The sequence below is a fragment of the Blautia luti genome, assembly GCF_013304735.1.
GTDB lineage: Bacteria > Bacillota > Clostridia > Lachnospirales > Lachnospiraceae > Blautia_A.
Genome location: NZ_JAAITI010000026.1, coordinates 19313 through 46164, shown reverse-complemented (window position 1 = coordinate 46164; position 26852 = coordinate 19313). Strand labels below are relative to the sequence as shown.

Below are 26852 nucleotides of genomic sequence, written 5' to 3'. Positions count from 1 at the left end.
GTTGCTGCCATGCTGGAAGCGGAAAGGATTGCAAAAGACCCGTCTGTAAAGGGCTTCAATGACCTTGACGAGTTGTTTGCTGACCTGAAAAGATGAAAGAAACCGATATGCGACGCTATTGCAATTAAGGTAATATTGACATAGAATTCCATGTATTATAGAATGGTATCTGTAAAAAGAAGGCATGAAGAAAGCAGCTTTAAACGGGCTGCTTTTTTTGTGTCTTCTTTTGTCTTTCCTGAGTACCGGAGGAAAAGGAGTTTTCTGGATGGAGCAGAGAAGACAAAAATAAATAAGAACAGGAGGAAGTATATGGAGGATACCAAAAAAACAGTTTTGGCGGGAAACGGGGAAAAAGATGTTCCGCGTGCAGTCTACGATGGTGTTTTGACAATCGATGTAGACGCGCAGGTTGAAAGCATGGAGGAACAGGAAGAAGCCAGATGGCATCAGCTTTTGAATGCACATCGTACCAGAAAGATCCTGACGGGCCAGCTTGGGGGCATTGAAAAACTGGAGAGTGGATGGATGGTTGCTGTTACATACTTTAATGGTTTCCGGATCATTATCCCAATGAATGAAATGATGATCAACCTTCAGGGAGACGGGCGTGAAAACGCGGATACCTTAAACCGTCAGGTCCGTATTGCTAACAACATGCTCGGCTGTGACATTGATTTCATCATCAAAGATCTGGATAACAAGAGCCGGAGTGTTGTAGCATCCAGAAAAGATGCAATGCTTAAAAAGAGGCAGACTTTTTACCTTGGGGAAGATACAGAAAAACCAATGCTTTATGAAGGCAGGATCGTAGAAGCAAGGGTTATCGCGGTAGCTCCCAAGGCAGTCCGCCTGGAAGTCTTTGGTGTAGAAGTATCTGTCCGGGCCAGAGACATGGCCTGGGAGTGGATGGTAGATGCCGGAGAAAAATTCCAGGTAGGTGATCTGGTGCTGGTCATGGTCAATAAGGTGGAAGCAAGCTCTGTTGACCAGATCATTATAGAAGTGGATGCAAAGAGTCCGACAGCCAATATCAATAAAGATAACCTCCGGAAATGCCATAAACAGGGAAAATATACAGGGATCATTACGGAAGTCTATAAGGGAACCTATTTTATCCGCCTTGATATCGGAGTCAATGCCGTGGCACATTCCTGCAATATGTCCGCACTTCCGGGAAAGAAAGATAAGATCGGATTTGTGGTGACCCGCATCAACGACAACTATGAAGTGGCAGAAGGCATTATCACAAGGCTTATCAAAAGAGCTTCCTGAAAATGTTTTTATGATTTTCAAAGAATTCTGTTGACACAGAAAAAGGGATTTCTTTAACATCGGAGATAAAGATGGAAAGGAGTGACGTCAGATGGCAAAAAAGAAGAAAAAACAGATGCGGGAAACCTTGTACTGTCCATATTGCAAAAGACCCGGGGTACTTAGGCCGGCAGCCTATGTCTATGGGGATAACAACCTGGATCCGGAGAAATACCTGTATGTATGCAGCGGCTATCCTTCCTGTGATTCATACATTGGGGCACACAAAAAAAGTATGCGTCCCATGGGAACCATGGCTGACAGCAATCTGCGTAATAAGCGGATCGAAGCACACAGAGCTTTGGATGCAATCTGGAAAAATGGTTATATGACCAAACACAGCACATATATCTGGCTTCAGAACCGTTTGAATCTCCGGGAAAAGGACACACATATCGGGAAGTTTTCTTATTACCTGTGTGAACAGACCATCCGGGAATGTACAGACTATATAAAAAGCCGAGAGGAAAAAAAGAAATCCCCGGATAAAATAAGCGTGGCATGACGGAAAGGATGGATGCCCTTGAGACTACAGGCGACAGAAGATGATGTATATCATCTGATGGACCTTAAAGAACAGTATTTTATTATGACAGCAATATGCAGTGTGGCAGAGGGAATCAGCGCATACTTTTTCATATACCAGAAAAGATGCTGGGATCTTGCATATTTGTGTACTGCACTGGCGCTTGCGATAATCCTGCTTCTTCGTCAGGCCATAAAAATCAGCCGGAGGATCATGGAGGCAGAAAACTGTTATATGGCACTTGAAGAGGACAGCCTGGCAGTCTGCCAGCCGGAAAAAAACGGAAAATATGAGTCCTGCAGGATCTTTTACGATGAGATGGATAAGATCGTAGAAGGAACCAGACGGGGAGTTCCGGAATTTTATATCGTGATCCGAAAAGAAGGGAAAGAACAGAAAAGCTTTTTCCTTTTGGATGAAGAAGAACAGGAACGGGATGTTTTCTGTGTACGATCCTTTGGCTTTGACAATCAGGGATTCATGGAGTTTTATCGGAAACTCAGGTGGATCGTACCGGGAAGAACAAGGATTATCGGGACCAAAACACAGGAAGTATGGAAACTGCGACGGCCGAATATCGGAATCTGTACGGCAGCAGGCATGCTTTTGGGGTATGTACTTCCAAAACTCCTGGAAATGATGATGTATGGGTAACAAGTTATGAAAGAAAACAGATCAGAAGCAGAGATTAGAAAGAGTGAAAATGACAAGGAGGAAATGTCATGAGATGGTATACAGCAATCGGAATGAAAAAAGATGATGCAGATGGAAGGTTTTGTGTCTGGGTAGATGGGGAAGAAAAAGTACTTACAGAAATGGAAACTATTTTGTGGGCTGCGCTCACCTGGTCTTTCTGTGAAGAGGATAAGGTCCATTCCCAGATGCATCGTCTTCTTGTATTTAGCCTTGGAGAAAAACAGGCACAGGAATGGGCGGACAAAGAGGATTTTCAGTTTTGCCTGAACCGTCTGGTAAAGCGGGGCCTGGTTGTGCTGACAGAAGGATGTACCAGAGAGGAAGCTGTATACAGCATTATCAGCCGGTCAGTCATGTCTCCCATGGCCTTTTCACGGACAGAACGCATGAAGCATTTTATGGAAGCCCTTTCCATGGGAAAAGGACTGAAGTTTTCACTGAGGGCTTTTAAAAAGCCGCTGCTTACAGAAGAGGAATACCAGATACTTTCCAATCTTCAGAGAGAAGGGGATGTTTCCTATCATCTGAAATGCTTAAAAGAAAAGGCAAAAAGCAGGGAACCCAATTTGGCAGATTCCCTCCAGGAGCAGATACAGAGGGAATTTATAATCCGCGTAGCGCAGCTTTACTATAAGAAACAGCTTGTGATCGACTACATAAGAAGGGAGGACTGCCTTGAAGCAAACGGAACATCCGTATTGGCACAGGCTGTATAGATGCTTGGAAGATTTTGGAACACGTTATCAGAATATACCGGATTTTTTTAAGGACAGGATCCAGCGATATGGTATCCTGTCTCTTTTTATCCTGCTTTTCGGATCATTTATGGGAACATGGATGAAAGATAAAACTTTTATTTTCTGGTCTTTTCTGCTTGGGATTATCGGGTTTATAAGAACATATCTTATTTTCCGCACCGCGGATAAAAAGACCTATGAAATCGTGGAAGGGCTGGTAACCGGGATAGACGGGAAAAATCCCTTTGCAAGATTACGGAAGATCCGGGTAAGTGATCCGACCGGACGGCAGAGTGAACTTTTGCTGGATAAAAACGTAAAAGTTTTGGAGGGAAAACGCTATCGGTTTTATTTTGGCATAAATGAAAAGAAGCTGGTAGGAATCCGCCGGGTGGATGCAGCGCTCAATAACGGGACTTTTTTGGGAAACGAAGAAATATAAGAGGAAGAGATTCCTTTTATAGCAGGGAGGGGAGCACCAGGCATGGTTCGATTCCATGCTGCCCTGTTTCCGCAAAAGATTATTGCGGGAAATACAGCAAAGGAGAGAAGGATATGTCAGAAACACTACAGGGAACCGTGAAATGGTTCAGCGCACAGAAAGGATACGGTTTTATCACCGGTGAAGACGGGATTGATTATTTCGCCCACTTTTCGGAGATCCAGATGGATGGATACCGGAAATTAAGCGGTGGCCAGCCGGTCCTTTTTGAAGCAGGGACGGATGCCAACGGGCGAAGCCTTGCCAAAAATATTTCCCCGGCGGATCCAAACGCTGAGTAAGACGTTTTCATAGTGCATGTACAGATTACCTATTCCCCTCAGATACATGCATTTATGCAGACGGATGAAAAGACAGGCGGTATCATGCCGCCTGTCACAACATGTAGCAGAATAATAAAGATAACTCACGCAATAACACAATATATAGTTAAAATTAATTGACAACCACAAAATGTTGTGGTAGTCTTTAAATGAAAAATAATTTAACAGTCTATAAAAGACTGTGGTTATTCTTTAGTTCCGGACATTCCGGAAGAAACACTTTGGGGCGGTCTTGCCCTTAATGAGAAAAAATGGATATGCAAAATATAAGGAAGATGCAAGAAGGAAAGAAGATTCTTTTTGTGTCTTTTTTTATTGCATAAAAAGCAGAAAGGAGGAGCACGAATGAAACTGTCAGTTAAAGAAACTGCAAAAAGAAATACCTTAAGAACATCAAAAAAAGAAAACACATTGTAAAATCAGGAGGGTCGATTATGGAGACAATTAAATGGGAAAACGCAAATGCACTGGAAATTGGAATGCTTATGGAGATGGCAGAAGACGGCTATGTATTTTGCATCGAAGATGGAAAGATACAGGCTGTTGAAGTCCGGATTTTCAGCTAGCGTGGAAAGGCGGACATTATGTATTATAAAGATGACTTTTATAAGGAGTTCCGGACAGAAAAGGAACTGTGCGAGTGTCTGGAAGAGATAGACAGCCGGGCAGAATGGATCCGGGTCACCAGTAAGAAATTAAAGGTGGCAGCTGCAGGAGAGGAAACCTGTACAGAGGTTCCGGGCATTTCCCTGGAAGCACTGGAAAAAGATACCTTATCTCATTCCAGGCTGGTTCTTATCCTGCCCGAGAGGATCTGTTATATAGGAAATTCAGCAATCAAATCGTTGAAAGGACGGGCCAGGATTGATGGCAAAGCCCTGGCAGATGTCGATAAGAAAACACTGGCAGAGATCTTGAATAAATGCCTGAAGGTTGCAAGAGGAAGAGCACTGATCCGTTTCTGTGAAGGAAAAGTAAGGGCAGTCCTGTCTGGTGATGAAAAAGATTATGCCATCATATCCATGCCGGATATGTACATGGTTACCTCGGCATATATCCATGGGGACTATGAGAAGGCAACGTTTTTAAACGGCTATGCAGATCATTATTCTGTTACGGCGTCCTGGCAGCTGGAAGATACGAAACTTACAGATGTTTATAAGGAACTGATGCAGAATTATGGAAGAAAGACTGATAAGGACATAAAAGCAGTTGTACGGATCACTACGTCAGACGTTGGTGTGTCCGGAGCGAATATTTTTTATTCCCTGCAGGAGCCGACAAGAAATGTGATCCTTGGCAATGCCCTGAAGGTTACGCACAAAAACTGTAAAGGAATGGAAGATTTCACGGAAAACATAGAGTCGATCTTCGATTACTACCGGGAAGTCTTAAAAGGGGTCATGCGGCTGTGTGATATCTGGATCGAGCATCCGGCAAATGCCATGGCAGGGATCATGAAGCAGGCAGGATTTGGCAAAAAACTGCTTGCAGAAACCGTGGAGCAGTTTAAGGCTACTACTGGGGATGAGCCATGCAGCGCATACGAGATCTACTGCGGGATCTGTGAATCCATTACCATTGCAAGGCAGGAAAAGACGAATGAGAGAGGACTTTTAGCTCTGGAAGAAAAAATTGCCGGCTGTGTGTCAAAACGCTGGCATGAATATGATATTCCTGGCACTGTAAAATACTAACAGGATTTAAAAGAATGGAGACAGCATGGACTGTCTTTTTTTGATGGGAGGAAAACATGAAGGTTACGAATGGAAAAGATGTGGCAAGGCTGCTGGTAGATGAATACTTGAACTGCCATCCCACCGGACACAAAAAATTTATGGAGTCCATGGCAAAAGAGCAGCAGGAAATAAAAGACAATTACACTTATCTTGGGTTTGCCTGGCTAAAAGGTCTTTCAGAGGTCAGATATTACGACCTTCGAAACGAAGCATCGAAACTGATGGCCGATGATCTGTGTCTGCATGTAAAGGAACAGCCAGAAAGGGTGCGCCTGGTGTATGAAGGTGCAGAGGAAATGGAGATCAATCCTTCAGATGAAGAGCAGATGGCAAAAATGTTTACCTGCTACCTGCTTGCAGGAAGTATGGACGGATATGGGGAATTTGTGGATTATGCCCTTGATACCCACCGGACACTGCAGCAGAACCTGACACGGTTTTTTGTGGAATGGTTTGCAAAAGCAGAAAAAGGCTCTGCATTTTTAAAACGGGCAAAGATAGTGTATTCCAGGTATTCCCTGCCATATATCTAAATTACGGAGGTATGTGATGGATAGAAAACTTCCGGACTGGTTAAAAGAGAGCAGGGAGGCAGAAAAACTGATCGCATGGCTGAAATCGCCGGATTGTGAAGTAAAAGAATTTTCCGGACAGCTGTTTATAAAGGCAAGATATGGAAACTGTTTCTTTTTCTTTGACTGTTTAAAGGAAAACAGAAAAACAGACCGGAACTGGTGTGCCGTGATCCACATGCCGGAGTATTCCCTTTATGAAGCAGAAGATCTTTTTCTGAAGCCGATCGGGATACCGGATGATTTTGGTTTTCCTGTGCGTGAGGATCTGATCCCGAAACTGGAAACACAGATAAGCCGCATTGGAAAGAAACTTATCCGGGAACAATGGGATGAACTTTTGTTAAAAGGCGGGTATGCAGCTGCACAGATGATCCCGGAAATCAGCAGGGTTTATATCCAGCTAAATGCAGACCGTTTTATTAAAAAAGGAAAGCGGCCGGAGGATCTGATCTATCAGCCGCAGTTTCATTTTGCGGATATGAAGTGGGAATTTTCTGACTGGATGTTTTTGGAATATTTAAGCAACCCACAGCGGGCAGCAGAGCTTTTCGCCCAGAAGTGGCTGCTTGAAAAACTTCCGGAGATCTCAAAAAAGAAGATCTGTATCGGATGTATCCGGGAGGAAATGGAAGAAATGTTAAATAAGACTGGGACAGGGCCGGAGGCAAGCCTTCCGCGTTCTGCTTAGTATAAAAAATGAAAAAATCAGGAGGAAACGAATAATATGGGTAAATACAATTACATGAATCTGAACCAGAAGATGATCAGGATCCGGAAGAAAGTGCCGAAGCTGATCCGCAAAAGGTACAGTGAGGACGTTACTTATGATTTTGTAAAACTGGATGATATCTATGAATGCCTGACACCGGCCCTTAATAAATACGGGGTCGATTTTGACATCTTAAGTGAAAGGCCGACACAGATGGACGAACAGGGCAATTCCGTGTTTTTAAAGGAAATGGGAGCACTCTGGAGATATGAGGCTGACCTGGAGCTGTGCTGGACCAATGCAGACCGTCCGGGAGACAAGGTACGGAGCTTTTTGCATGTCATTGGAACCAATGAAGCACCGGATAAAGCAAAAGGTGCGGCATGGACGTATGGCCTGAAGTATTATTTCTTAAATAAATTCAACATCATGCAGGCATCCGGAATAGACGATCCGGACATGCGTGGGACGGAAAAAGAAGAAATGCCGAAGCAGGAAGCTTCCGTAAAACCGGAAAAACCGAAAAAGAAACAGGAAAAGGCAGAAAGAAAAGAAACCGCAGCAAAGCAGGAGCAAACGGAACCGGTCAGGGAAAAGAAAACGGACCGTAAAAAACTGCGTGATGGAAATGCCATATCAGAAGGTACTGTAAAAGTGGAATATGCAGTGACGGATACAGAAGAAAACCTTCCTGGACAGATGACTTTTGGAATGGAAGAAAGTGAAAGCGGACTGGAAGAATTTTCCGCTGAAGAAACCAAAGCGGAAGATCCGGTTCAGACCGAGGAAATCTCCGTAGATGAGGAAATTACTGCCGAGACGGATGCAGACGGTTTCCGTGCAGTAGAAGAAACGGATGAAGTTCCATTTGATGAAGATGATGAGATTTCTTTTGATGCAGAAGAAGAGGAAGAAACACCAGAAGAGACTGCAGAGGAAGTGTTGGAGGATATGGCTCACGAAGAGGATGCAGAGGATGAAGTGAAATGGGCAGGAAAGGTTATCTGCAATTTTGGTGTCTATGCCGGGACCCCTCTTGGGGAAATGATGCAGGATGCCAGAGGTTACCAGACGATCAAATGGCTGGTACAGCGTTACAAAGGCCAGAATCAGGAAATACAGAAAGCTGCGAAGATTCTTTTGGATCATGAAAAGGAAATGCAAAAAGCAGCCTGAAAACAGAGAAATAGTTTGAGGTGGCTCCGGGAACGGGGCCATCTTTTATGAAAAGGAGGAAGGCATGTATGCCAGAGAATCGTTTACGATCGCAGAAGTAGCAGATCTTTTATCAATCCGAAGACTGAGTGATTCTTACCAGGACGAATTTCCGGTGGAATGTCCTTTTTGCGGGGATTTAAGAGGAAAATGCAGTTTTTGCATCCGCAAAAATGGAGAACTGAAAAATGTTTACCATTGCTATCATTGCGGAGCATCCGGAAACATGCTGACACTGTATGCGGAACTATCCGGCATTTACGGGAGAAACCGGTATAAAGAAGCCTACCGGGAGATAAAGCAGGCATTTTCTTTTTCTGGAACGGATAAAAGGCAGCAGTCCACGACACGAAATGGGTTCGCTTCTATCGTTCCTAAAAAGAAACGCATTTCCCTTACGGAAGAGGAATGGGATTACCGGGACCATGTATATAAGGAAATGCTCACTTTTCTTAAGCTTAAGGAAACACACCGGAGGAACCTTCTCCTGCGTGGGCTGACGTTAAATGAGGTCAGACAGATGGAAGAACGAGGTTTTTTAAGTACGGATGAGGAGAATTCCGTGGCCATTGCCAGAAAGCTCTTAAAAAAGGAATTTCGCCTGGATGGGATTCCTGGATTTTTCATCAACCGGGATGGTGACTGGGAAGCTGCTTTTTATAGGAAGAATAACGGGTATCTTTGCCCGGTCCGGGATGGGAAGGAACGGATCATAGGATTCCAGATCCGGCTGGATGTTCCTTTAAAAGAACGGAAGTACCTCTGGTTTACCAGCAGCGGCTTAGAAAAAGGCACATCAAGCGGCAGCCCGGCAGGAATGTTTGGGGAAATAAAGGATGGCACGGTTTACGTAACGGAAGGGATCTTAAAGGCAGAGATCGCATGGATGTGTACAGGAAATCCTTATATCGGAGTCCCTGGAGTTTCCAATCATAAAGGACTGGAAACTGTCTTGCGAAAACTGAAAGAGCAGGGGTTAAAAAGAGTTTACGAATGTTACGACATGGATAAAATGATGGAATTGTCCTGTAAGCACGATGAAAAAAGTGCGTGCCGGCAATGTGAACATGGAATTTATCTGTATCATGGAGAATGCCCCAGAAAGCGCAGAAAGCGGGACATGATCCGAAAAGGCTGTATAAAACTATATGAGATCTGTGAGGAACTGAACGTATCCTGCAAAAGAGTCACCTGGGATACCGATGCATCCGGTACCTGGATGGAACACTACAAAGGCGTGGATGACTGGATCCTTCGAAAAGAGGAAAAAGGAAACAGAAAGACGGCATAAAATGGTTTGGTCAGATAAAAGGGAAACTGGAATTTTTTTCAGTTTCCTTTTTATCTGGCTGAAAAAGCCGGAAGAAAGGAGAAAGCGATGCAGATAAGAGACGGACCAAAAGAAAACTGCAGGGAAAAAAGCGATCATGAAAGGAGAACGTGCACTTGGAAAAAAACTGGAAGAAAAGATGGATGGCGGGTGCGATGGCTTTTGCTCTGTGCTGCACTACGCTCTTGCAGACGGGAGCTTCTGCAGTATCCGCCGCTGAGGTGGGAGGCGTTTCCGCACAGAGCGAGACACAGATCGAGGTACAGACAGAAACGCAGACAGAAACGCAGACGGAGAAAAGCGAGGAGGAACTGATCGAGGAAACCGTTGCTGATCCGGAACTTGCGCTTATGGTTACCGAAGGGGAAGCCTTTGATATCCAGAATGATTTTACAGGACTGAAACTCTCTGACGGAGACCATGTGGAACTGAAAAAAGCAGCAATGGAAGACGGGACTGTATTTGATTATAACCATGCGGGGACCTATAAATGCGTATATCTTGTTACGCCCGCATCGGGGGAAGCCTATCTGGTTGCCAGAAACATTACGGTGACACCAAGGGAAGCAGAAACAGACGGATCCAATGGCGGCCAGGAACAGGAAACCGGCGATGACGAACCGGAGGCAGACCCCGTCCTCCCGACCATAAGCCCGGAAGATGCCCCGGAAACTCTGGAAGAGCCGGAAGAAACGGAGGAGCCAGAAGAAGAGGAAGCAGAAGAATTTTCCGATGAGGAAACAGAGGATGGAAGCCATCAGGTTGACATTGTACAGGGAAATGAATTCAATATTGAACTGGACCACGAGGACGGACGTTACCAGACGGGGGAGACGGTCAACTTTTCCGGTGATATCCCGCAGGGAAGCCTGATCGCAGTGGGAACAAGTCTTGTCGAAGCAAACCAGACAGAGAATACCGAAGATCTTCTGTATGCAGAAGTAAGCTACGATGAGGGAACAAATTCCTTCAGCTTTGAGATGCCGGAAGATGATGTTGCATTAAGTGTGCTATATGACCAGGCTGAGGGCGGTATTAGTACCATGGCAGCTTCCGATGGAGACTTGTGGGATGATTCAACAGACATTGAAGCTAATACCTATTACTATTATTCAGATGGAAAACTGCATCCTTTTGATTCTGTAATGGGACAGGGCGGAAATGATTCCTATAAGTATATCCGTTACAAAGCAGGCAGAAAGACTTATACCGTCTATGCATACTGCATGCAGCACAGTAAACAGTCCCCGCCAAGTGGAACGACTTATAAAAATATGGTCGAACTGGATGAAGGCGGCGATGACCGTTATTTAAGGAAGGCCATGTTTTACGGATATGGCGGTCCCGGATGGGGCGGCACATTCAACGGCTATAATATCAAATCCATCATGGAAAAATACGGCTGTTCCTCCGAGACCCGTGCAATGCAGCATTATCTGGTCGATTATTTATATGACGGGGAATCCGGATTTGGAGGATCCCTTTCGACAACTGCCAAAAATATGTTAAAAGAGATCAAGGCAGCCCTTGCAAAGATGCCGGATCCAACGACCATGGAGCTGACACCTGGGCTCAGTGCTTCTGCAAATGGAAACCAGAGCCCGACCTTCACATGGAAGGCAAACGCAGCTTTTGTGATCACAATCCATCTTGAAAACGGGGTCTCCCTTGTAAATGAGACGACAGGAAAAACCGGGACCGGAAATGTGAGCGTAAAGGGCGGTGAAAAATTCCATCTGGAAGCAACCACCCAGAATATTGAAAGCCTGAAAGGAAAATATGCGATCACATCCAACTATCCGCTTAATTTCCATGCCATGCTCTTAAAGCTGGCGAACAGCCAGGATATCGGCTTTGGATATTATACAGATACACTGGAGCTGAATCTGGAGGTAGACTGGCCGGATGAAGCAACGGTCAAGATCATCAAAAAAGATAAGGGAAGCAACGCGCTCCTTGCAGGTGCCGTTTACGGCATCTATGCAGATGAAGCCTGCACGAAACTTATCAAAAAAATGCCGGCAACAAATGCAAAAGGGGAATCCGAAGTAAAGATCACCAAAACACAGGATACCGTTTACCTTCGTGAAATCTCAGGCCCATCCGGATATGTGCTGGATACGAAAGCCTATGGGGTAAAACTGGTCGTGGGGCAGACCGCTTCCAAGAACTTAACGGATAAAGAGCAAAAAGGTGCACTCACCATTTATAAAGAAGGAGAAGTGCTTACCGGAGCGACCGTCACGGAAGATGGTGTGACCTTTGCCTACGAAAAACGGAAATTGAAAGGAGCCGTTTACAGTGTTTATGCAGGTGCAGATATCAAGGCGGCAGATGGCACCCTCATCTATAAAAAAGGTGCACTTGTCAAGGATAATCTGGTTACCGGAGATGACGGAAGCGTTACGTTAAAGGATCTCTATCTTGGCACCTACACAGTAACCGAGACGAAAGCTCCGGATAATTATGTATGCAAAGGAGAGTCTAAGACTGTTGAGCTTGTGTATGCAGGCCAGACCGTAGAAGTGCAGACTGTCAGTGCAACATTTTTAAATGAACGCCAGAAGGCTACAGTCCGTGTGGAAAAGCAGGACGAAGAGACAAAAAATCCGCTCTCCGGAGGCATCTACGGGCTGTATGCAGCAGAAGATATCAAAGTTGACGGTAAGACCGTTGTTCCCAAAGGAACCCTGATTGAAAAAGCAACGACCGGAGCCGATGGAAAAGCTTCTTATAAAGCGGAACTTCCGATTAATTACAGCTACAGCATCCGGGAGATCCAGGCACCGGAACTTTACCTTAGAAACAGTGAGGATACTTACATCTTCACTTTTAAGTTTACCAATGATAAGGAAGAAAAGGTAAACTTTAGCCATACCTTTACAAATAAGCGTGTAAATGCAACAATTGACCTGGTAAAAGAAGACAGCGAGACAGGAAACAGCGCACAGGGAGATGCCGTATTTGAAGGAGCCATTTACGGGCTCTATGCAAGGGAAGACATTAACCATCCGGATGGCAGGAGCGGAGTCCTTTATAAAAAGGACGAGCAGGTAGCTACCCTGATGACCGATAAAGAGGGAAAAGCAAGCGTAAGCAACCTGTATCTTGGAAAGTATTATTTGAAGGAGATCACGCCTCCAGTAGGTTATCTTCTGGACGAAGAGGAGCATGATGTAAACTGTGACTACGAAGGAGACCAGGTAGAGACGGTAAAACGAAATACCGTTTCCAAAGAAGACGTGATCAAACAGCCATTCCAGTTGATCAAAGCAGCGGATAATGATAAGACCGATGCGGATCTTTTAAAAGGTGCCGGATTTTCTGCTTATCTGATCAGCAGCTTGACTGTAAAAGACGATGGAAGCTATGACTTTACAAATGCGACCCCGATCGTTCTTACGGAAGACGGAAAAACAGAAATGTTTACCGATGAACGCGGCTATGCGTGCAGCATCCCGATTCCTTATGGACGCTACATTGTCCGTGAGACTACAACACCGCATAATTTCATGCCGATAGATGATTTTATCGTAACCGTAACTGAGAACAGCAGTACACCGCAGGTATGGAGAGTCCTTTTGGACGATGAGTTCAAAGCAAAGCTTAAGATCGTGAAACAGGATGATGAGACCAAACAGCCGGTCCTCCTTGCCAATACAGAATTCAAAGTGTATGATCTGGATGCGAAAAAGTATGTGGAACAGGTAACGACCTATCCAAATACGGTTGTCCATAAATCCTATTTTACGGACGAAAATGGTTACCTGATTCTTCCGGAATCCTTAAAATGCGGAAATTACAGGATCGAGGAAGTGAGCGCGCCGGATGGCTACACCCAGAATACCCAGTATGTGGAGATCAAAGTTGATAAGAATACAGCTTATCAGATGGATTCCGTCAGCGGGGATGCCATCATTACCGTGACCTATGAAAACCATCCGGTCAAGGGCAAACTGGTGATCCATAAATCCGGTGAAACCTTAAAATCCTTTAAAAAGGATTTTGTATACGAAGAAACTTCCCTGGAAGGGGCAGAATTTGAAATCTACGCAGCAGAAGATATTTTCACACCGGATCATCAGGTGGACGAGCAGGGAAACCGTCACGTGATCTATGCAAAGGATACCCTGGTAAAAACAGTGACCACTAATAAAAATGGGGAAGCTGTTATCAAAGACCTTCCGCTTGGAAAATACCGTGTGAAAGAAACAAAAGCACCGGCCGGATTTGTCTTAAATCCAGACAATCAGGAAGTATCCTTTATCTATAAGGATCAGAACACACCGGAGATCGAAGAAAAACTGGAATTTTCCAATGAACGCCAGAAAGTAGAGCTGAGTGTGGAAAAACAGGATGCCGAGACCGGAAAGGCTTTAAAAGGTGCAACCTTTGGATTATACAATAAAGAAGCAATTTCTTCCGGCGACAAGGTGGTCGTAAAAGCAGATACACTGCTTCAGGAGATCACAAGCAACGAAAAAGGTAAGGCAGCGTTTACGCTGGATCTTCCGCTTGGCAGATACTATGTGAAAGAACTGCAGGCGCCGGCGGGTTATGTATCTTCCGATGAGATCCTGGAATTTGATGCCACATACCAGGGCCAGGACGTAAAAACGATCAAATTAAAATCCGTGAAGAAAAACCAGCCGACAACGGTAGAAGTAACAAAAGCAGATATCACGACCGGAACAGAACTTGACGGGGCTTCCATGAGTGTACTGGATAAGGATGGCAACGTGATCGATTCCTGGACATCCGTAAAAGATTCCCCACATGTGATCAAGCGACTTCAGGTTGGAAAAACTTACATTCTGCGTGAAGAGCTTGCACCATATGGCTACTTACGTGCAACAGACGTAGAGTTTACGATCTCTGATACTGCAGAAGTACAGAAAGTCAAAATGGAAGATGAAGTCCCGGTAGCAAGACTTCTGGTAAACAAGAAAGGGGAATTCTTAGACAGCGTATCCCTTCTTGACAATGCAAAAGGCATGATCGAGCACCTGTTCAACTATGTGACCGGAAACCTGACTGATGTAACCTTCAATGTTTACGCGGCAGAAGCCATTCGTGCAGCAGACGGGGTAAGTGCAGATTATTATGCGGCAGATGAACTGGTCGGCTCCATTACAACAGATGGAAATGGCATCGCCCAGATGGATAACCTTCCGCTTGGACGTTATTACATCGTGGAAAAAGAGACCTCACATGGCTACGTTCTGGATAATGAACCAAGATATGTGGATCTTACATACCGTGACCAGGATACACCTCTGGTTACTTATAGTGCCGACTGGCAGAATGCGCGCCAGAGGGTACAGGTGGAAGTCCTGAAAAAAGAAAAGGACAGTGACAAAGTACTTTACGGGGCAATCTTTGGCCTCTATGCAGCAGACGACATCGTATCTTCAAAAGGAAAAGTACTCCTTGCGAAAGACACCCTGATCGAACTGAAGACCACAGATGAGGATGGAAAAATCCAGTTTGTTGCAGATCTCCCGGTTGACAGCAGGTACTACATTAAGGAACTTGCCGCCCCGGATGGCTATGTGACAGACCAGGAACCGCAGGAATTCACTTTTGAGTACCAGGGCAGTGGAACCAGTGTTGCAGAGTATGCGTTCACCTTTGAAGATGAACAGACTACGGTAGAACTTTCCAAAGCAGACCTGACGGACAAAAAAGAACTTCCGGGAGCATCCTTAAAGGTAACAGATGAGGATGGAAATACGGTGGATGAATGGGTATCCAAAGAGGAAGCACATATCATCAAGGGTCTTATCGTAGGAAAGAAATACAAGATGACAGAAACAAAGCCGGCAGATGGTTATGTGACTGCGGAAAGTATTGAATTTACCGTTGAAAACACAAAAGAAGTACAGAAACACCAGATGCTTGATGATGTGACCAAAGTGGAAATCAGCAAGAAAGACATTACGGATTCCAGTGAGGTACCGGGAGCAAAACTGATCATCCTGGATAAAGATGGAAAGAAAGTTGAAAGCTGGACGTCCAAGGATAAACCGCATATGGTCGAAAAACTTCCGGTAGGCGAATATACCCTTCGTGAAGAGCAGGCCCCGGATGGATACCTCATTGCGGAAGATGTGAAATTTACGGTAAAAGATACCGGAAAAGTCCAGAAAGTCAAAATGAAGGACGCACATCCGTATGGAAAACTGGTCATCAAAAAGACCGATTCCACCAGTAAGGCAGCCCTTTCAGGAGCAGAATTTGAACTGCGTGAAAAGGAGAGCGGAAAAGTCGTAGAAAAACTGGTAACGGATAAGACCGGAACAGCGACAAGCGGCAAGATTCCGATTGCTACTTATAAAAATGGAAAAGTAGAGAAAACCGTGGAATATATCCTGGTAGAGACCAAAGCACCAAATGGTTATGAATTAAGCAGCAAAAAAGAAGAGATCCGCTTTGAATACAAAGACGGAAAAACCAAGGTGATCGAGATCGTAAAAGAGATCAAAAACACCAAATCCCCTTCCGGCAGCACACCGACAGGAAACAGCCCGAAAACAGGGGACAGCACCAACATCTGGCTTCCGATCCTTCTGGCAGTCCTTTCTGCCTGCGGCATTGGCGGCGTGATCTGGTATAAGAAGAAAAAAGGAAATTAAGGAATACGGTTCAGGGCTGCTCGATTTACCGGCAGCCCTTTTTCCAGGAAGAATAATCGGAGGTTTGTATGAGACACATAAAAGAAATCATGATCGTGGCAGTCTGCCTGATGGTACTCAGCTTTTGCATATGTACCGGTTTTGGCATTTACTTTATGTACCGGGAAGGTGTGCAGGAATATGAAGACCTGCGTACATACGTCAAGGAAACAGATGAGGATGACCACACAGAAGGAACAGACGGAAGCGATGGGAAACAGACCGTGGTTGATTTTAAGGCATTAAAAAAGATGAATCCGGATATCGTTGCATGGATCCGGATCCCGGATACCAGCATTGATTACCCGGTAGTCCAGGGAAACGATGACTCCTATTACCTGACACATACTTTTAAGAAGACAGAATATGTGGCAGGGGCCATTTTCCTGGATTCCGATAACAATGCCGATTTTTCTGATGACAAGAACATCATTTATGGCCACAATATGAAAGATGGCAGTATGTTCCGCGGACTTCGAAATTTCCTTGACGATGAATTCTTAAAAGAACACCATATCCTCTATCTGTATCTTCCGGATGAAGGGGTATGGATCTTTGTGATCGTAAAATGCGAGTATACACCGGCAGATGGAGATGCTTTTTTACTTGGAACGCAGGAAGAAGTTCCGACGCTTCTGCTTTCTACCTGTGGAACAGATGCCTCCAAACGCCTGGTGGTATGGTGTGAAAGGCAGGAAGATAATAAAGAAGTGCAGATGAAATATTCTGACGAGAAAACAGAAGTACAGAAAGCCACGGATGATCTTGCTTTCTTAGATGGGGAGTTTGTGGAAAACGAACCCCATGATTTTATTTAAATGTTTGCAGAAATTTAATGGATAATTTCTACAAAATATAACATTTTAATTTTCAGGTCTTTCTGGATGGACAGGAACAATCATGGTCTATCCGGGAGGGCCTTTTTTATTGCAGGAATGGCGTAAAATGGCACTTTTGATGGAAATACGATTGCAGAAAAATGAAAAAAGAAATGTTAGTTCTGACTATCATGTCCAGTATGCCGCAAATCATTTGGAGAAGGCGAAGGACGTGTTTATGAAAGTGATGAAGATCCTCTGGATTTACATAGCCCGGTGGAAGGAAAAATAGAAATTAAAATCAGATGATAAAAAAATATAGAAAAAAGAATTGACAATTGAATTCTACAGTTGTAGAATACAATTAACTTCTACAGATGTAGAAAATAAAATTCTAGGAGAATCCACGATGAAGACAAAATTTATGACACTTATGACGGTAGCAACACTTGGGATTTTTTCAGCTGCAACGGTTATGGCAGCAGGAAATAACGATTTCTATACACAGCCGCCGGCTGGATCTGAATGGGAAAAAGCAGATACGGAAGGTACCTATGCAAGCTATACGAACGGAAATGATTATGTAAATATCTATAAATATTCACTGGAGGATGTCAAAACAGGGATTGCCAAATGCAATGACACATACGATGCCTGCTATCAGACAATTTATTCAGAGGGAAACAGCCTGTATATGGCAGTGGGATATGCAAAAGATGCAGATGACATCAGTGACGTCAGAAAATTTGTAGAATATATTTCTTATCCTGGAAATCCTTCACTTACCAGACAGGAGAATGAAAACCAGACCGATGATTCTTCTGATGATTCTGATAAGACAACTACAGATACTGCCAGTCAGAAGTCAGGAGGAGATTCAGATTCCTCCGATACAGAAGAAAATGCTTCTGCAAAATCCTCGGACAGCAATGATGATTCCGATATCCTTTCTACCTCACCAATGACATTAGTTGACAGTGATGGAAATACCATTGAGATTAATTACATTCTTCACAAAGATTATTCTTGTGAATATCGTGGAGATGATGGAATGAACTATACCGATAATGGGGATGAAACTTATACCGACGAAAATGGAAATACCTACTCAGCTCTGAATGATGATACTCATCATCTGGGACATACGTTGGAACAGCATGACCTTCAGGATGCAAACGGTAATACTGTGACGGTTACAGAAACTACAAATGGTGATTATTATTTCCAGGACGAAAATGGTACAGGATTTACGGACAACGGAGACGGGACATGGAGTGATGAAAATGGCAGCAGTTATACAGAAATAGACTGATAGTGGTCAGTAGTTGCAGGAATGGCAAGGGCATTTGCAAATTGTGCAAAAGCCCTTGCCATTTCCGTGAACCGTGATAAAATAGAATTATTCCTACATTTGTAGAAAATATGTAACAGGAGGGATGAAAAAGTGAAAAAAACTTACCAGAGACTTCCGGAATCAGAGCTGGATATTATGCTTGTTCTTTGGAATAATACTCCGCCGATGACCAGACCGGAGATTGAGAAAGTGATCAATATGAAGAAAAAGCTTGCATCAACAACAATTTTGTCATTGCTGACCAGATTGGAGAACAAAAATTTCGTGGAAGTGACGAAACAGGGAAAAATGAATCTGTATACACCCCTGGTTTCGCAGTCAGATTATCAGGCACATGAAAGCCAGAGTGTTCTTGAGAAACTTTATGGGAATTCACTAAAAAAGTTTGTAACTTCACTTTATCATGGAAAGAAGATCAGCTCGGAAGAAGTCCAGGATCTCAGTGAATTTCTTAAGAACCTGGAGGACAGGGAGGAATAGCGAATTATGGAAGTTCTTATTCTGCACATTCTGAAACTGAATGTTATTGCAGCAGTAGTAATTTTACTGGTAAAAGTGCTTGCGACTCTGTTTAAAGGACGTGTATCAGCGAGATGGAAGTACCTTATCTGGCTGTTGATTACGATAAGCCTTTGTGTTCCGGTGCGCCTTCCGGCGAATCTGGCACTGGTGGATTTCAAAGTACTTAGAAGCAGTCAACAGAATACGCAAAGCCCGAAGATAACGGATTACGCAGTCAGACCAGAGGAAAGTCAGAAGATAACAGAAAACGTATCATCTGCGAGCAAAGACATGAAAAATCTGACAGAAATCCCGGAACAAAAGAGAACTGTCAGGTACGAATCAGATAAATGGCTGGGAATTGTGGCTTTGATTTTTGCTGCTGTCTGGCTGAGCGTAGCGGTACTTAAACTGACGGGAGAATTGCTGGCATATTATTTTTCTATAAGGAATCTGGAACGGATGAGTCTGCAGGTAAGTGATACGGTGAGTATTCAGATGTACCGTGCAGCGTGTCAAAAGAAGCACGTACGCAGAATACCGGAACTCAGGCAAAACGCAGGTCTTACCACACCGCTTCTTGCAGGACTTTTACATACAAAATTGTATCTACCAGCAACCGGGTATTCAGCAGAAGAAAGAAAACTTATCTTTTACCATGAACTTACACATTATTGCCATCGGGATCTCTGGTATAAGATGCTCCTTCGAATCTGTGCATCGATATACTGGTTCAATCCCTTTCTTCTTATCATGCTGAAAGAAGCGGATAAGGATATTGAGAATCTGTGTGATACAGCAGTTGTTCGCAGAGTTAATAAAAAGGAACATAAATTATATCGACAGCTGCTTCTCAGGACAGTAGCCATGGAAAATCAGATTCCATATGTGACAGCAAGTCTTAATGACAGCGAAATGGTGTTTAAAGATCGGATTCTGTATATGGTGAACATTCGGAAACTCCGCAAAGGAATTCTTCCGGGAATTCTTGTGACGCTGCTGCTTGCAGGCGGTAATCTGGTATTTAATGTCTCTGCCGGGACAGATACAGTTTCAGTAGAGACGGAGAAGTCTGGTATTGAAAAAAATGCAGATCCAGAGAAAAATAATGTACCGGATTATGCACCATTTTCTGAAATGGTAACTATGCAGAAAGCTGCTGAAACCCAGGACGAAGGAGGAGTGACAGAGAATACAGATACAGAGGATTCTGTAGACGAAGAGGAAAAAGCAGATGCGGAAACAAACGATGAACCTGCCATGGAAAACAGCGGACAGGTAAGTGAAACGACCGATGATGGAATTACCTCTGACAACAACGGGTCTGTTTCATCTTATGAAAATCTGCCAGCAGGCGTACCATATACCAGTGGATTCAGTACTACTTCCGGTGTAGCATCAATTGTAGCACCGGGTGGAGGAGATGAAGAATCCAGAGTTCTTTACGATAACGGAGATGGGACCTATTCTGATTATTATGGGAGCCGATACAGTTATCAGGGAGATGGAAACTGGGCAGATGCCAATGGAAATTCATATCGTACCTGGAATGACGAAGGTTATCATTTCGGAAACCAACTGGAACAGCATGAACTCCAGGGCAGTAACGGTACTGTTAATGTAATAGAAACAACAAACGGAGATTATTATTATTGTGACGCAGATGGGGTCGGATACACAGACAATGGTGACGGCACCTGGACGGATGAGAATGGGAACATCTATACAGAATAAAGGATTTGTCCGATCGATGCATATTCAAATGATATTATTTCAGAAGAGGTATTGTATATGACCTACAATTTAGTAGAAATTCAGAAAAGACAGGAATCTACTGACAAATTTGTTCAGAAAGTTGGTAAAACTTTATGGCATTACACTTCTTTTCCAGCCTTGGATGGAATTTTAAGGAAAAAAAAGATTTGGTTTGGCAGCGCAACGAATGTGAATGATGCAAAAGAAGTGATTGGGTTTATTGATAACCTGAAGCAGAACATTGAGAACGGTCTTACCCAAAACAATATAAAACCCAAATGTGATGTTGATAAAATATTTAAAGAAATATATGACAGAACATCGCAAAAACACCTTTTTATGTTCTGTTTGTCACAGGCATTAGACGATGCAGCTCAATGGGACCGCTATGCCGATCATGGACGTGGTGTTGCAATAGAATTCAATACCGAAGCATTGCACAACCTGTTATATTATCATGGGATGATCATTGGCGAACAGTATTATACTCAGGAGACCAGGGATCATGAATTATACAAATTATTGTCTTCATATATTTCCACTGGAATTCTGGAAGGATTTTCCAACTTAGATGGATTCATTGATAATTTAGCATTATGTGCCCTTATTCACAAACATCCTACATTTACTGCTGAAAAGGAAATCCGAATCGCACCATATTTTGTAACGGACAACGATCCTCATATCGAATACAAAACATTCAATATAATAAAAGAGTTCTACATTTTAGATTTACAAAAAGTCTTAGAAACAGAAAATATGCACAGGGAAGATATTATCAATTCAATTATTATCGGACCACGTTCATCCCAGAATCCAAAAGATTTGGAAAACTACTGCAGACATCTTGGGTTGCATAAACTGGCTCAAAATATAAAAGTATCTGATTGTCCATTGCGTTAATAGATAAGAGGTTCCACTTACAGTGTGGAATCTCTTTTTCTGTCGAAACTCATTTAATGATTTTTGTTGTTGTCGGTTGCTTCATATAGTACACTGTCGTTATAATTATTAACCGGCAATGGAAAGAATGAGGAAATCGTATTGGATACCACAGATTACACTTCATGTGCAGAGATCGAAGAAGCAAAGAAAGCGTTTTTCGAAACCAAAAGGAATCGAAAAACGCTTTTTCATATATGACATATAAAAAAATGGGATCATAAACGATAGCATATTATTTGCGAATATCTACTAGTCCCTTTTTCAGTATATATTCAGAGAACTCATATGAAGCTCCGTCTCCAGTCACATTCAGATACAGATTTTTGAGGTCGCTTTCATTTACGATCCAGGCCATGTTCAGCTGTACACTTTCGCCTGGTTTTATAGAGGAAATGTAGTTTCCACCATTGCCATAATTTTCAGAGACACTATAATATACCATTCCTCCAGTCTTTGCCACGCCGTCCCAGCTAATGTAGTCATAGCCATCGCCGGCCTGTTCTGTTGGAATGTAAAGCTGTACTTTTCCATTTTCCTTAGTCAGGGTCAGTAAAGCACCAAGATAAAGCATATGGTCGATTTCCTCATTTGAATGATTGGTATAGGTAACTGTAACATAGACCAGTTTCTGATTCACTTCCTCTGACTTCACAATTTCATCCAGGGAATCGATTCCGTCGCCAGATTTCACATAATTCAATGTGTTTGTAGATAGCTTTCCATCAGCATCAATGGCTTCCGCCCATTCTTGTGGTATTTTGTCCGGATCGAGAAGCTGAAGATCATCAGAAATTTGAACAGAATCTACCTTTGCAGAAATCGTTTTTTCCAGATATTCACCATTTGTGTTTTCACCAATCACATCCAGATCAAAGGTGTCACCAATTTGGTAAATGGGTAGTTTTTTCTCATTTACAGAAGTACTTATTTCATCATTATCATCTTCTGTCTTTTCAGATATCATCTCTCCGCTCCATGTAGGCAATCCGGCGGTCTTTACCATAGTCGTGTTTCCCTCAATCACCAGATTTTCTGCAACTTTTATGGCTTCATCCTTTGACACATCATCTCCGATGTAGATCATAAGCACACGATATAAATCCGGGCAGACAAGATAAATTCTCTGGTTAAGAGCCCCGTTTTCGGTAATGCTATTATATTTGAGATATATCCCCTGGTATTTTCCAAATGTACGCTCTTCACTATCAATAACATTCTGATCCTGTACTACCTGTCCCAGATCATTTTTATCCAACAGGACAAATGAAAAACTGAACCCGCCAGTCATGCCATGCTCAGGATATTGGAGATGGTACTCGTCAATCCAGCTCATGCCCTCCGGAACATATTTAGCAGACAGATCTACCTCTGGGACCTCATCTGGAAGTACGGTCTTCTTTGCTGCATCACCAGCATCAATTTTGACTGAAACACCATAAGAACCCTGTTTTTCCAAAAACCAGTGATACAGATTTACTCCTGCATATACTGCCGTGGAAACTGCCAGTGCACACGCAGCTGCCACTGCGGCAACTTTCGGAGCTGTCCATCGTTTTCTTCTTCGCAGATTCGCCACTTTATTATCCGCCAGCTGCTTTGCTACCTCATTTTGAATCATATTATGGATAAAATCCGGTGTTTCGGGAATATCGTTTTTCATATCTTCTAATCTCATATTGACACCTCCTGTAATTCCTGCCTTAATTTTCCTCTTGCCCTTGCAAGTCTCTTTTGAACGGCACCTTCCGATATTTCAAGGATCTGGGCGATTTCTTTTACACTGAAATCTTCTATATAGTATAGAATAACGGGTAAACGCAGTTCCTCTTTTAAGGAATTTACGGCTGTATATAATTCACTGTAATTCTTTGTTTTTTCTAATTCCGGTTCCTGTCTGTCAGCTAGATTTTCCAATGGGATAAATTTACTGGATTTACGCACAAGACTGTAACATTCGTTGATTAAGATACGGATTAACCAGGTCCGGGCATAGTTATCGTTTTTTAATGTACCGACGTTGGAAAAAGCCTTCACAATTGTTTCCTGAATAGCATCTGCACAGTCATAGTCACTAAATAAAATTGTTTTTGCAGTTGAGTATAATTGTCTTTCTGAATCTAGGATCAGAGATCCAAGTTGTTCCTTTGTCATTTAAACACCACCTCTTTTTTTGCCAGCCAGCATTTTCTTTACATCTATTAGACGTGCAGAAATCAAAAATATCCCTAATAATTTATTCTTTTTCTTATAAATGGACAAGTTCGTGGTTTTGCACAAAAAAATGTCTACTTTCAATAGTATTCCATAATGAATGAGATAACTACCAAAAAGATTAATCATTTGTTGGACATTCTTTCGCTCTCCGATGTGAAAAAGAAAAAAATCTCCAATCTGTCAAGCGGATTGAGGGCAAGGTTTGGAACTGCATAATTCCGACCTCAAAGCTGCCGGAATGTGAAATGCGGCTGCGCATTATCAATCAGCGAGGCGAAGATCACAATCAGGTTTCTATTCGTTATCTGTCCGAACACTTGGAAATTGATGAATCTGTTACAACGGAACCACGATTGGAAGATCTGTATCTGTGGTTGTTTCCGCAGACAGATTTGGAAAAGGAGGACAGATAATATGCGACCCCGGATAGGATCAAATCGGCTTTGGAAACTTATCAAAGCTGCGGTCGAGAATATGGGCCGGTCGAGGAAGATGGCTTTCATCTGGCTGTATATATTGGAAAAATCGTCCCGATCCGTCCCTTACTGAACGGTCTGTCCGAAGCGTTTGCTGATCCATTAACAGACATTGGTGCTGATTTAATGGATATTGACCCGAATGACATTAACGGAGCCTATTATGAAAAGTGCGCAAAACATTTACAGGATGTCATGCGGAACGAGCAAAGAGAAAACGAAACCGCACAGCAGAAAGCTCTTGAAAAATATTCAGAACTTGATACGCCATTTTATCTTCATTCTGGAATTTCTAAAGATGCCTTTGATTATATTGAGTTTTATATTTTGTTCCTTGCTATTTTGTGCGTGGCAATCGCAGTACCTACTTTCGCTGGAGAATATCAAACGGGCGGTGACAGCATCCTGCGAACCACCGAATACGGGCGTAAACAATTAGCAATTACCAAGATTCTGGCGGCATTTACACTTTGCGTTTACACAAACCTATGATGAATTTTACGGAAATATTGTAGCTAATAGCATTGTTTATGCGTTGAAAATATCTGAAAAATTGATGATAGTAGAAATATAATATTAAAATAAAAAATTGTTTTACTATAGAGAAATATATAGTATAATACAACCATAAGAAGTGATAAAAAAATAACAAGTTGACCTAGCCAAACATAATAAGTTTTACTGTTGTGTTTGGCTTTTTTTATTTGATAGCCAGAGCGGGAAGTGAGGTGTCTGCAATGCTAATTTGTGTTATCTTTGATTTGGGAATGGCAGTGATTATGTTTTTATTCGGAATCTGCTTTGTAAAATCAAATGGAAAGGCCGCTGCATTTTTGTCTGGCTATAATATGAAATCTAAGGAAGAACGAAAACAGTATGATGAAAAAGAAATGTGCAGAGTATATGGAAATCGGATGATGTGGATGGCACTGCCATTTGTAGCCGGGGCAGCCATAGATTTATTATACAGTGGAATCGGGTGTCTGGCAGCGTGTGTAATATGGACCGTTCAATTTGTTTTATTGATGAAAGAACGTATGAAACGAGAAAAAATAGAAAAGAACATTTAGGCAAAAATTATATGCGAAAGAAGATATACAAGCTATCCAGGAACAGGATAATTCTCGGGAACAAGAGGAACTTTAATTACTTAAAGGAGATGACGTGAATATGAGATGTCCATATTGTGAAGGAAAAATGCGAAAGGGTCAGTTGCATGCGGTTGGTGCAGGGGCAGGACTGGAGTGGAAAGAAGGCTCTGAGAGTTTGCGGTTAAATACGGATCCAGAGTTGGCAGCAAGGATATCTGGAGACCGCATAGCTGCATATAATTGTGATTTTTGCAGAAAGATTATTGTCCCTTACGAATATTGAGATTTTCAATTCTTTGAAAAATATGCTTTAAGTAGAGATGGGAACCAATTGAATTCGAATACGATTAATTGCGAGGAATCAGGCGATGAAGATAAAACGTGGAGATATTTACTATATAGAGTTGTATCTGGAACCTGGAAAAATTTCTGACCACAATAAAAGAAGCAATGGAACATTGTCATTTACCGGAGTGGAACTAATGGATGCTATTGTGTCAGCTGGGATGCCAGATATATATTTGAACAAGGCGAACAAAAGAAATCGTAAAGAGGAGATATATTTCAAAATTAAATTGTTTGAAACATATGTTGCTTTATTGCCAAACGGAGAACTTTTATTCGATCCTGCAAGAAAAGTCTATTTGGATAGTACAGAAATTGGTGCAATTAATTATTGGATTGGAATGATACTTATCACTGTACTGGGAAAGAAAAAATATGGTTATGAGTATATGGTTCACTTATCGATGATATCAAACTTTAGTTCACATCCACGCATAAAAAAACATCGATTTTTTTCAGTTAATGGCAAAACTACATACAAATCACCGGATCTAATAGCAATAAACAATTCGAACCGTTATTATGGTGTTTTCGAATCAAAAGGTTATAGCGCTTATGATTCAAATGCTATGGAACGTGGTTATATTCAAGCAAAATCAATAGATAAGATAAATGGAAAACCTCCAAAAAATTCTTTAGTTGTAATGACCGTAACAGGAAAGAGAATAGAGATAACGGAAAAAGACCCAGAGGGTGGAATGGAACAGATTGAAGTCAATTTAAGTTTCCTGCAAATATATCATTATTTGCCGATTGTTGAGTTGATTGTGGAATTAGGCCCAGAGGAACAGGAAGACTGGACATTTGGTTCTCTCGTATATGAGGAAGAAAAGTATTCTATTGGAATTCCTACGGTTTTGTATAAGGAACTTCTGCCAATAGCAGAAGGTAAGGAAGAAAATTTACTGGATGAGTTTCTTGAAAAAATTTCTTCTAAGGAAACATATTTATTAGATATCGTTCCGGATGAGGCAAGGCAGCATATTCTTCATGTAAAATAGAAATATGGAACC

General features: G+C 42.6%; 25 protein-coding genes and 1 pseudogene. 24 read left to right on the top strand and 2 right to left on the bottom strand.

Translation table 11 applies throughout. The features are described from left to right. From G5B06_RS13325 to G5B06_RS13235, 20 genes and pseudogenes are all read left to right on the top strand, one after another. Positions 1-96: pseudogene (locus G5B06_RS13325) on the top strand (type II toxin-antitoxin system antitoxin, RelB/DinJ family); the annotation flags it as partial. Between the two features lie 216 nt (positions 97-312). Beyond that, complete coding sequence (locus tag G5B06_RS13320; RefSeq protein WP_110925766.1) at positions 313-1275, top strand: S1 RNA-binding domain-containing protein; 963 nt, start codon at positions 313-315, stop codon at positions 1273-1275. A 91-nt stretch (positions 1276-1366) separates the two neighbouring features. Beyond that, positions 1367-1819 (top strand): zinc-finger-containing protein, encoded by a 453-nt coding sequence (locus G5B06_RS13315; protein ID WP_055066318.1) that lies wholly within the window; start codon positions 1367-1369, stop codon positions 1817-1819. Between the two features lie 18 nt (positions 1820-1837). After that, the gene (locus G5B06_RS13310; RefSeq protein WP_117592333.1) at positions 1838-2494 is read left to right on the top strand and encodes a hypothetical protein; all 657 of its coding nucleotides are present in this window, start codon (positions 1838-1840) and stop codon (positions 2492-2494) included. Between the two features lie 68 nt (positions 2495-2562). After that, entirely contained in the window at positions 2563-3252 is a 690-nt protein-coding gene (locus G5B06_RS13305) for a hypothetical protein (protein ID WP_173772259.1), read from the top strand. After that, positions 3212-3715 carry a hypothetical protein gene (locus G5B06_RS13300; protein ID WP_049940373.1) on the top strand — a complete coding sequence of 168 codons (504 nt, stop codon included), beginning with the start codon at positions 3212-3214 and terminating at the stop codon, positions 3713-3715. Before G5B06_RS13305 ends, G5B06_RS13300 begins: the two co-directional genes overlap by 41 nt. 113 nt (positions 3716-3828) lie before the next feature. Further along, complete coding sequence (locus G5B06_RS13295; protein ID WP_005423033.1) at positions 3829-4056, top strand: cold-shock protein; 228 nt, start codon at positions 3829-3831, stop codon at positions 4054-4056. Positions 4057-4532: 476 nt separating this feature from the next. After that, positions 4533-4664: a hypothetical protein gene (locus tag G5B06_RS19265; RefSeq protein WP_005423021.1), complete on the top strand. Its 132-nt coding sequence runs from the start codon at positions 4533-4535 to the stop codon at positions 4662-4664. A gap of 18 nt (positions 4665-4682) precedes the next feature. Then, positions 4683-5795, top strand: coding sequence for a hypothetical protein (locus G5B06_RS13290; protein WP_055066314.1), 1113 nt, complete (start codon positions 4683-4685; stop codon positions 5793-5795). A 56-nt stretch (positions 5796-5851) separates the two neighbouring features. Further along, positions 5852-6370, top strand: coding sequence for a hypothetical protein (locus G5B06_RS13285; RefSeq protein WP_055066313.1), 519 nt, complete (start codon positions 5852-5854; stop codon positions 6368-6370). A 16-nt stretch (positions 6371-6386) separates the two neighbouring features. Then, positions 6387-7100: a hypothetical protein gene (locus G5B06_RS13280; RefSeq protein ID WP_055066312.1), complete on the top strand. Its 714-nt coding sequence runs from the start codon at positions 6387-6389 to the stop codon at positions 7098-7100. A 36-nt stretch (positions 7101-7136) separates the two neighbouring features. Then, on the top strand, positions 7137-8297 hold the full coding sequence (locus G5B06_RS13275; RefSeq protein ID WP_161284353.1) for an ERF family protein: 1161 nt from the start codon (positions 7137-7139) through the stop codon (positions 8295-8297). 64 nt (positions 8298-8361) lie between these two features. Beyond that, positions 8362-9627, top strand: a complete 1266-nt coding sequence (locus G5B06_RS13270) for a hypothetical protein (protein ID WP_173772257.1) — start codon at positions 8362-8364, stop codon at positions 9625-9627. Positions 9628-9782: 155 nt separating this feature from the next. Further along, positions 9783-16301: an LPXTG cell wall anchor domain-containing protein gene (locus G5B06_RS13265; protein ID WP_244094572.1), complete on the top strand. Its 6519-nt coding sequence runs from the start codon at positions 9783-9785 to the stop codon at positions 16299-16301. A gap of 68 nt (positions 16302-16369) precedes the next feature. After that, a complete protein-coding gene (srtB, locus tag G5B06_RS13260) occupies positions 16370-17158 on the top strand; it encodes a class B sortase (protein WP_173772255.1) in 789 nt (262 codons plus the stop codon). Positions 17159-17267: 109 nt separating this feature from the next. After that, entirely contained in the window at positions 17268-17450 is a 183-nt protein-coding gene (locus G5B06_RS13255; protein WP_173772253.1) for a hypothetical protein, read from the top strand. 117 nt (positions 17451-17567) lie between these two features. Continuing rightward, entirely contained in the window at positions 17568-18470 is a 903-nt protein-coding gene (locus tag G5B06_RS13250) for a hypothetical protein (RefSeq protein ID WP_173772251.1), read from the top strand. A 132-nt stretch (positions 18471-18602) separates the two neighbouring features. Continuing rightward, positions 18603-18992 carry a BlaI/MecI/CopY family transcriptional regulator gene (locus G5B06_RS13245; protein WP_026649345.1) on the top strand — a complete coding sequence of 130 codons (390 nt, stop codon included), beginning with the start codon at positions 18603-18605 and terminating at the stop codon, positions 18990-18992. 6 nt (positions 18993-18998) lie between these two features. After that, complete coding sequence (locus G5B06_RS13240; RefSeq protein WP_173772248.1) at positions 18999-20747, top strand: M56 family metallopeptidase; 1749 nt, start codon at positions 18999-19001, stop codon at positions 20745-20747. Positions 20748-20804: 57 nt separating this feature from the next. Further along, positions 20805-21671: a DUF2971 domain-containing protein gene (locus tag G5B06_RS13235; RefSeq protein WP_059085782.1), complete on the top strand. Its 867-nt coding sequence runs from the start codon at positions 20805-20807 to the stop codon at positions 21669-21671. A 274-nt stretch (positions 21672-21945) separates the two neighbouring features. Here G5B06_RS13235 and G5B06_RS13230 read toward each other — a convergent pair whose 3' ends face one another. Both G5B06_RS13230 and G5B06_RS13225 read right to left on the bottom strand, forming a co-directional pair. Further along, the gene (locus tag G5B06_RS13230; RefSeq protein WP_059085783.1) at positions 21946-23388 is read right to left on the bottom strand and encodes a DUF4367 domain-containing protein; all 1443 of its coding nucleotides are present in this window, start codon (positions 23386-23388) and stop codon (positions 21946-21948) included. Then, complete coding sequence (locus tag G5B06_RS13225; RefSeq protein ID WP_055056121.1) at positions 23385-23864, bottom strand: sigma-70 family RNA polymerase sigma factor; 480 nt, start codon at positions 23862-23864, stop codon at positions 23385-23387. The genes G5B06_RS13230 and G5B06_RS13225 overlap by 4 nt, the downstream gene beginning before the upstream one ends. 506 nt (positions 23865-24370) lie before the next feature. On the opposite strand from G5B06_RS13225, the gene G5B06_RS13220 reads away from it, so the two are divergent. The 4 genes from G5B06_RS13220 (at position 24371) to G5B06_RS13210 (ending at position 26840) form a co-directional block, all read left to right on the top strand. Further along, positions 24371-24895, top strand: a complete 525-nt coding sequence (locus tag G5B06_RS13220; RefSeq protein ID WP_244094571.1) for a hypothetical protein — start codon at positions 24371-24373, stop codon at positions 24893-24895. Between the two features lie 245 nt (positions 24896-25140). Continuing rightward, positions 25141-25473, top strand: a complete 333-nt coding sequence (locus G5B06_RS13215) for a DUF3784 domain-containing protein (protein WP_055056119.1) — start codon at positions 25141-25143, stop codon at positions 25471-25473. Positions 25474-25573: 100 nt separating this feature from the next. Beyond that, positions 25574-25777: a PF20097 family protein gene (locus G5B06_RS19820; protein WP_055056118.1), complete on the top strand. Its 204-nt coding sequence runs from the start codon at positions 25574-25576 to the stop codon at positions 25775-25777. Positions 25778-25862: 85 nt separating this feature from the next. Beyond that, a complete protein-coding gene (locus tag G5B06_RS13210; protein WP_055056117.1) occupies positions 25863-26840 on the top strand; it encodes a hypothetical protein in 978 nt (325 codons plus the stop codon). The last annotated feature ends 12 nt before the right edge of the window (positions 26841-26852 follow it).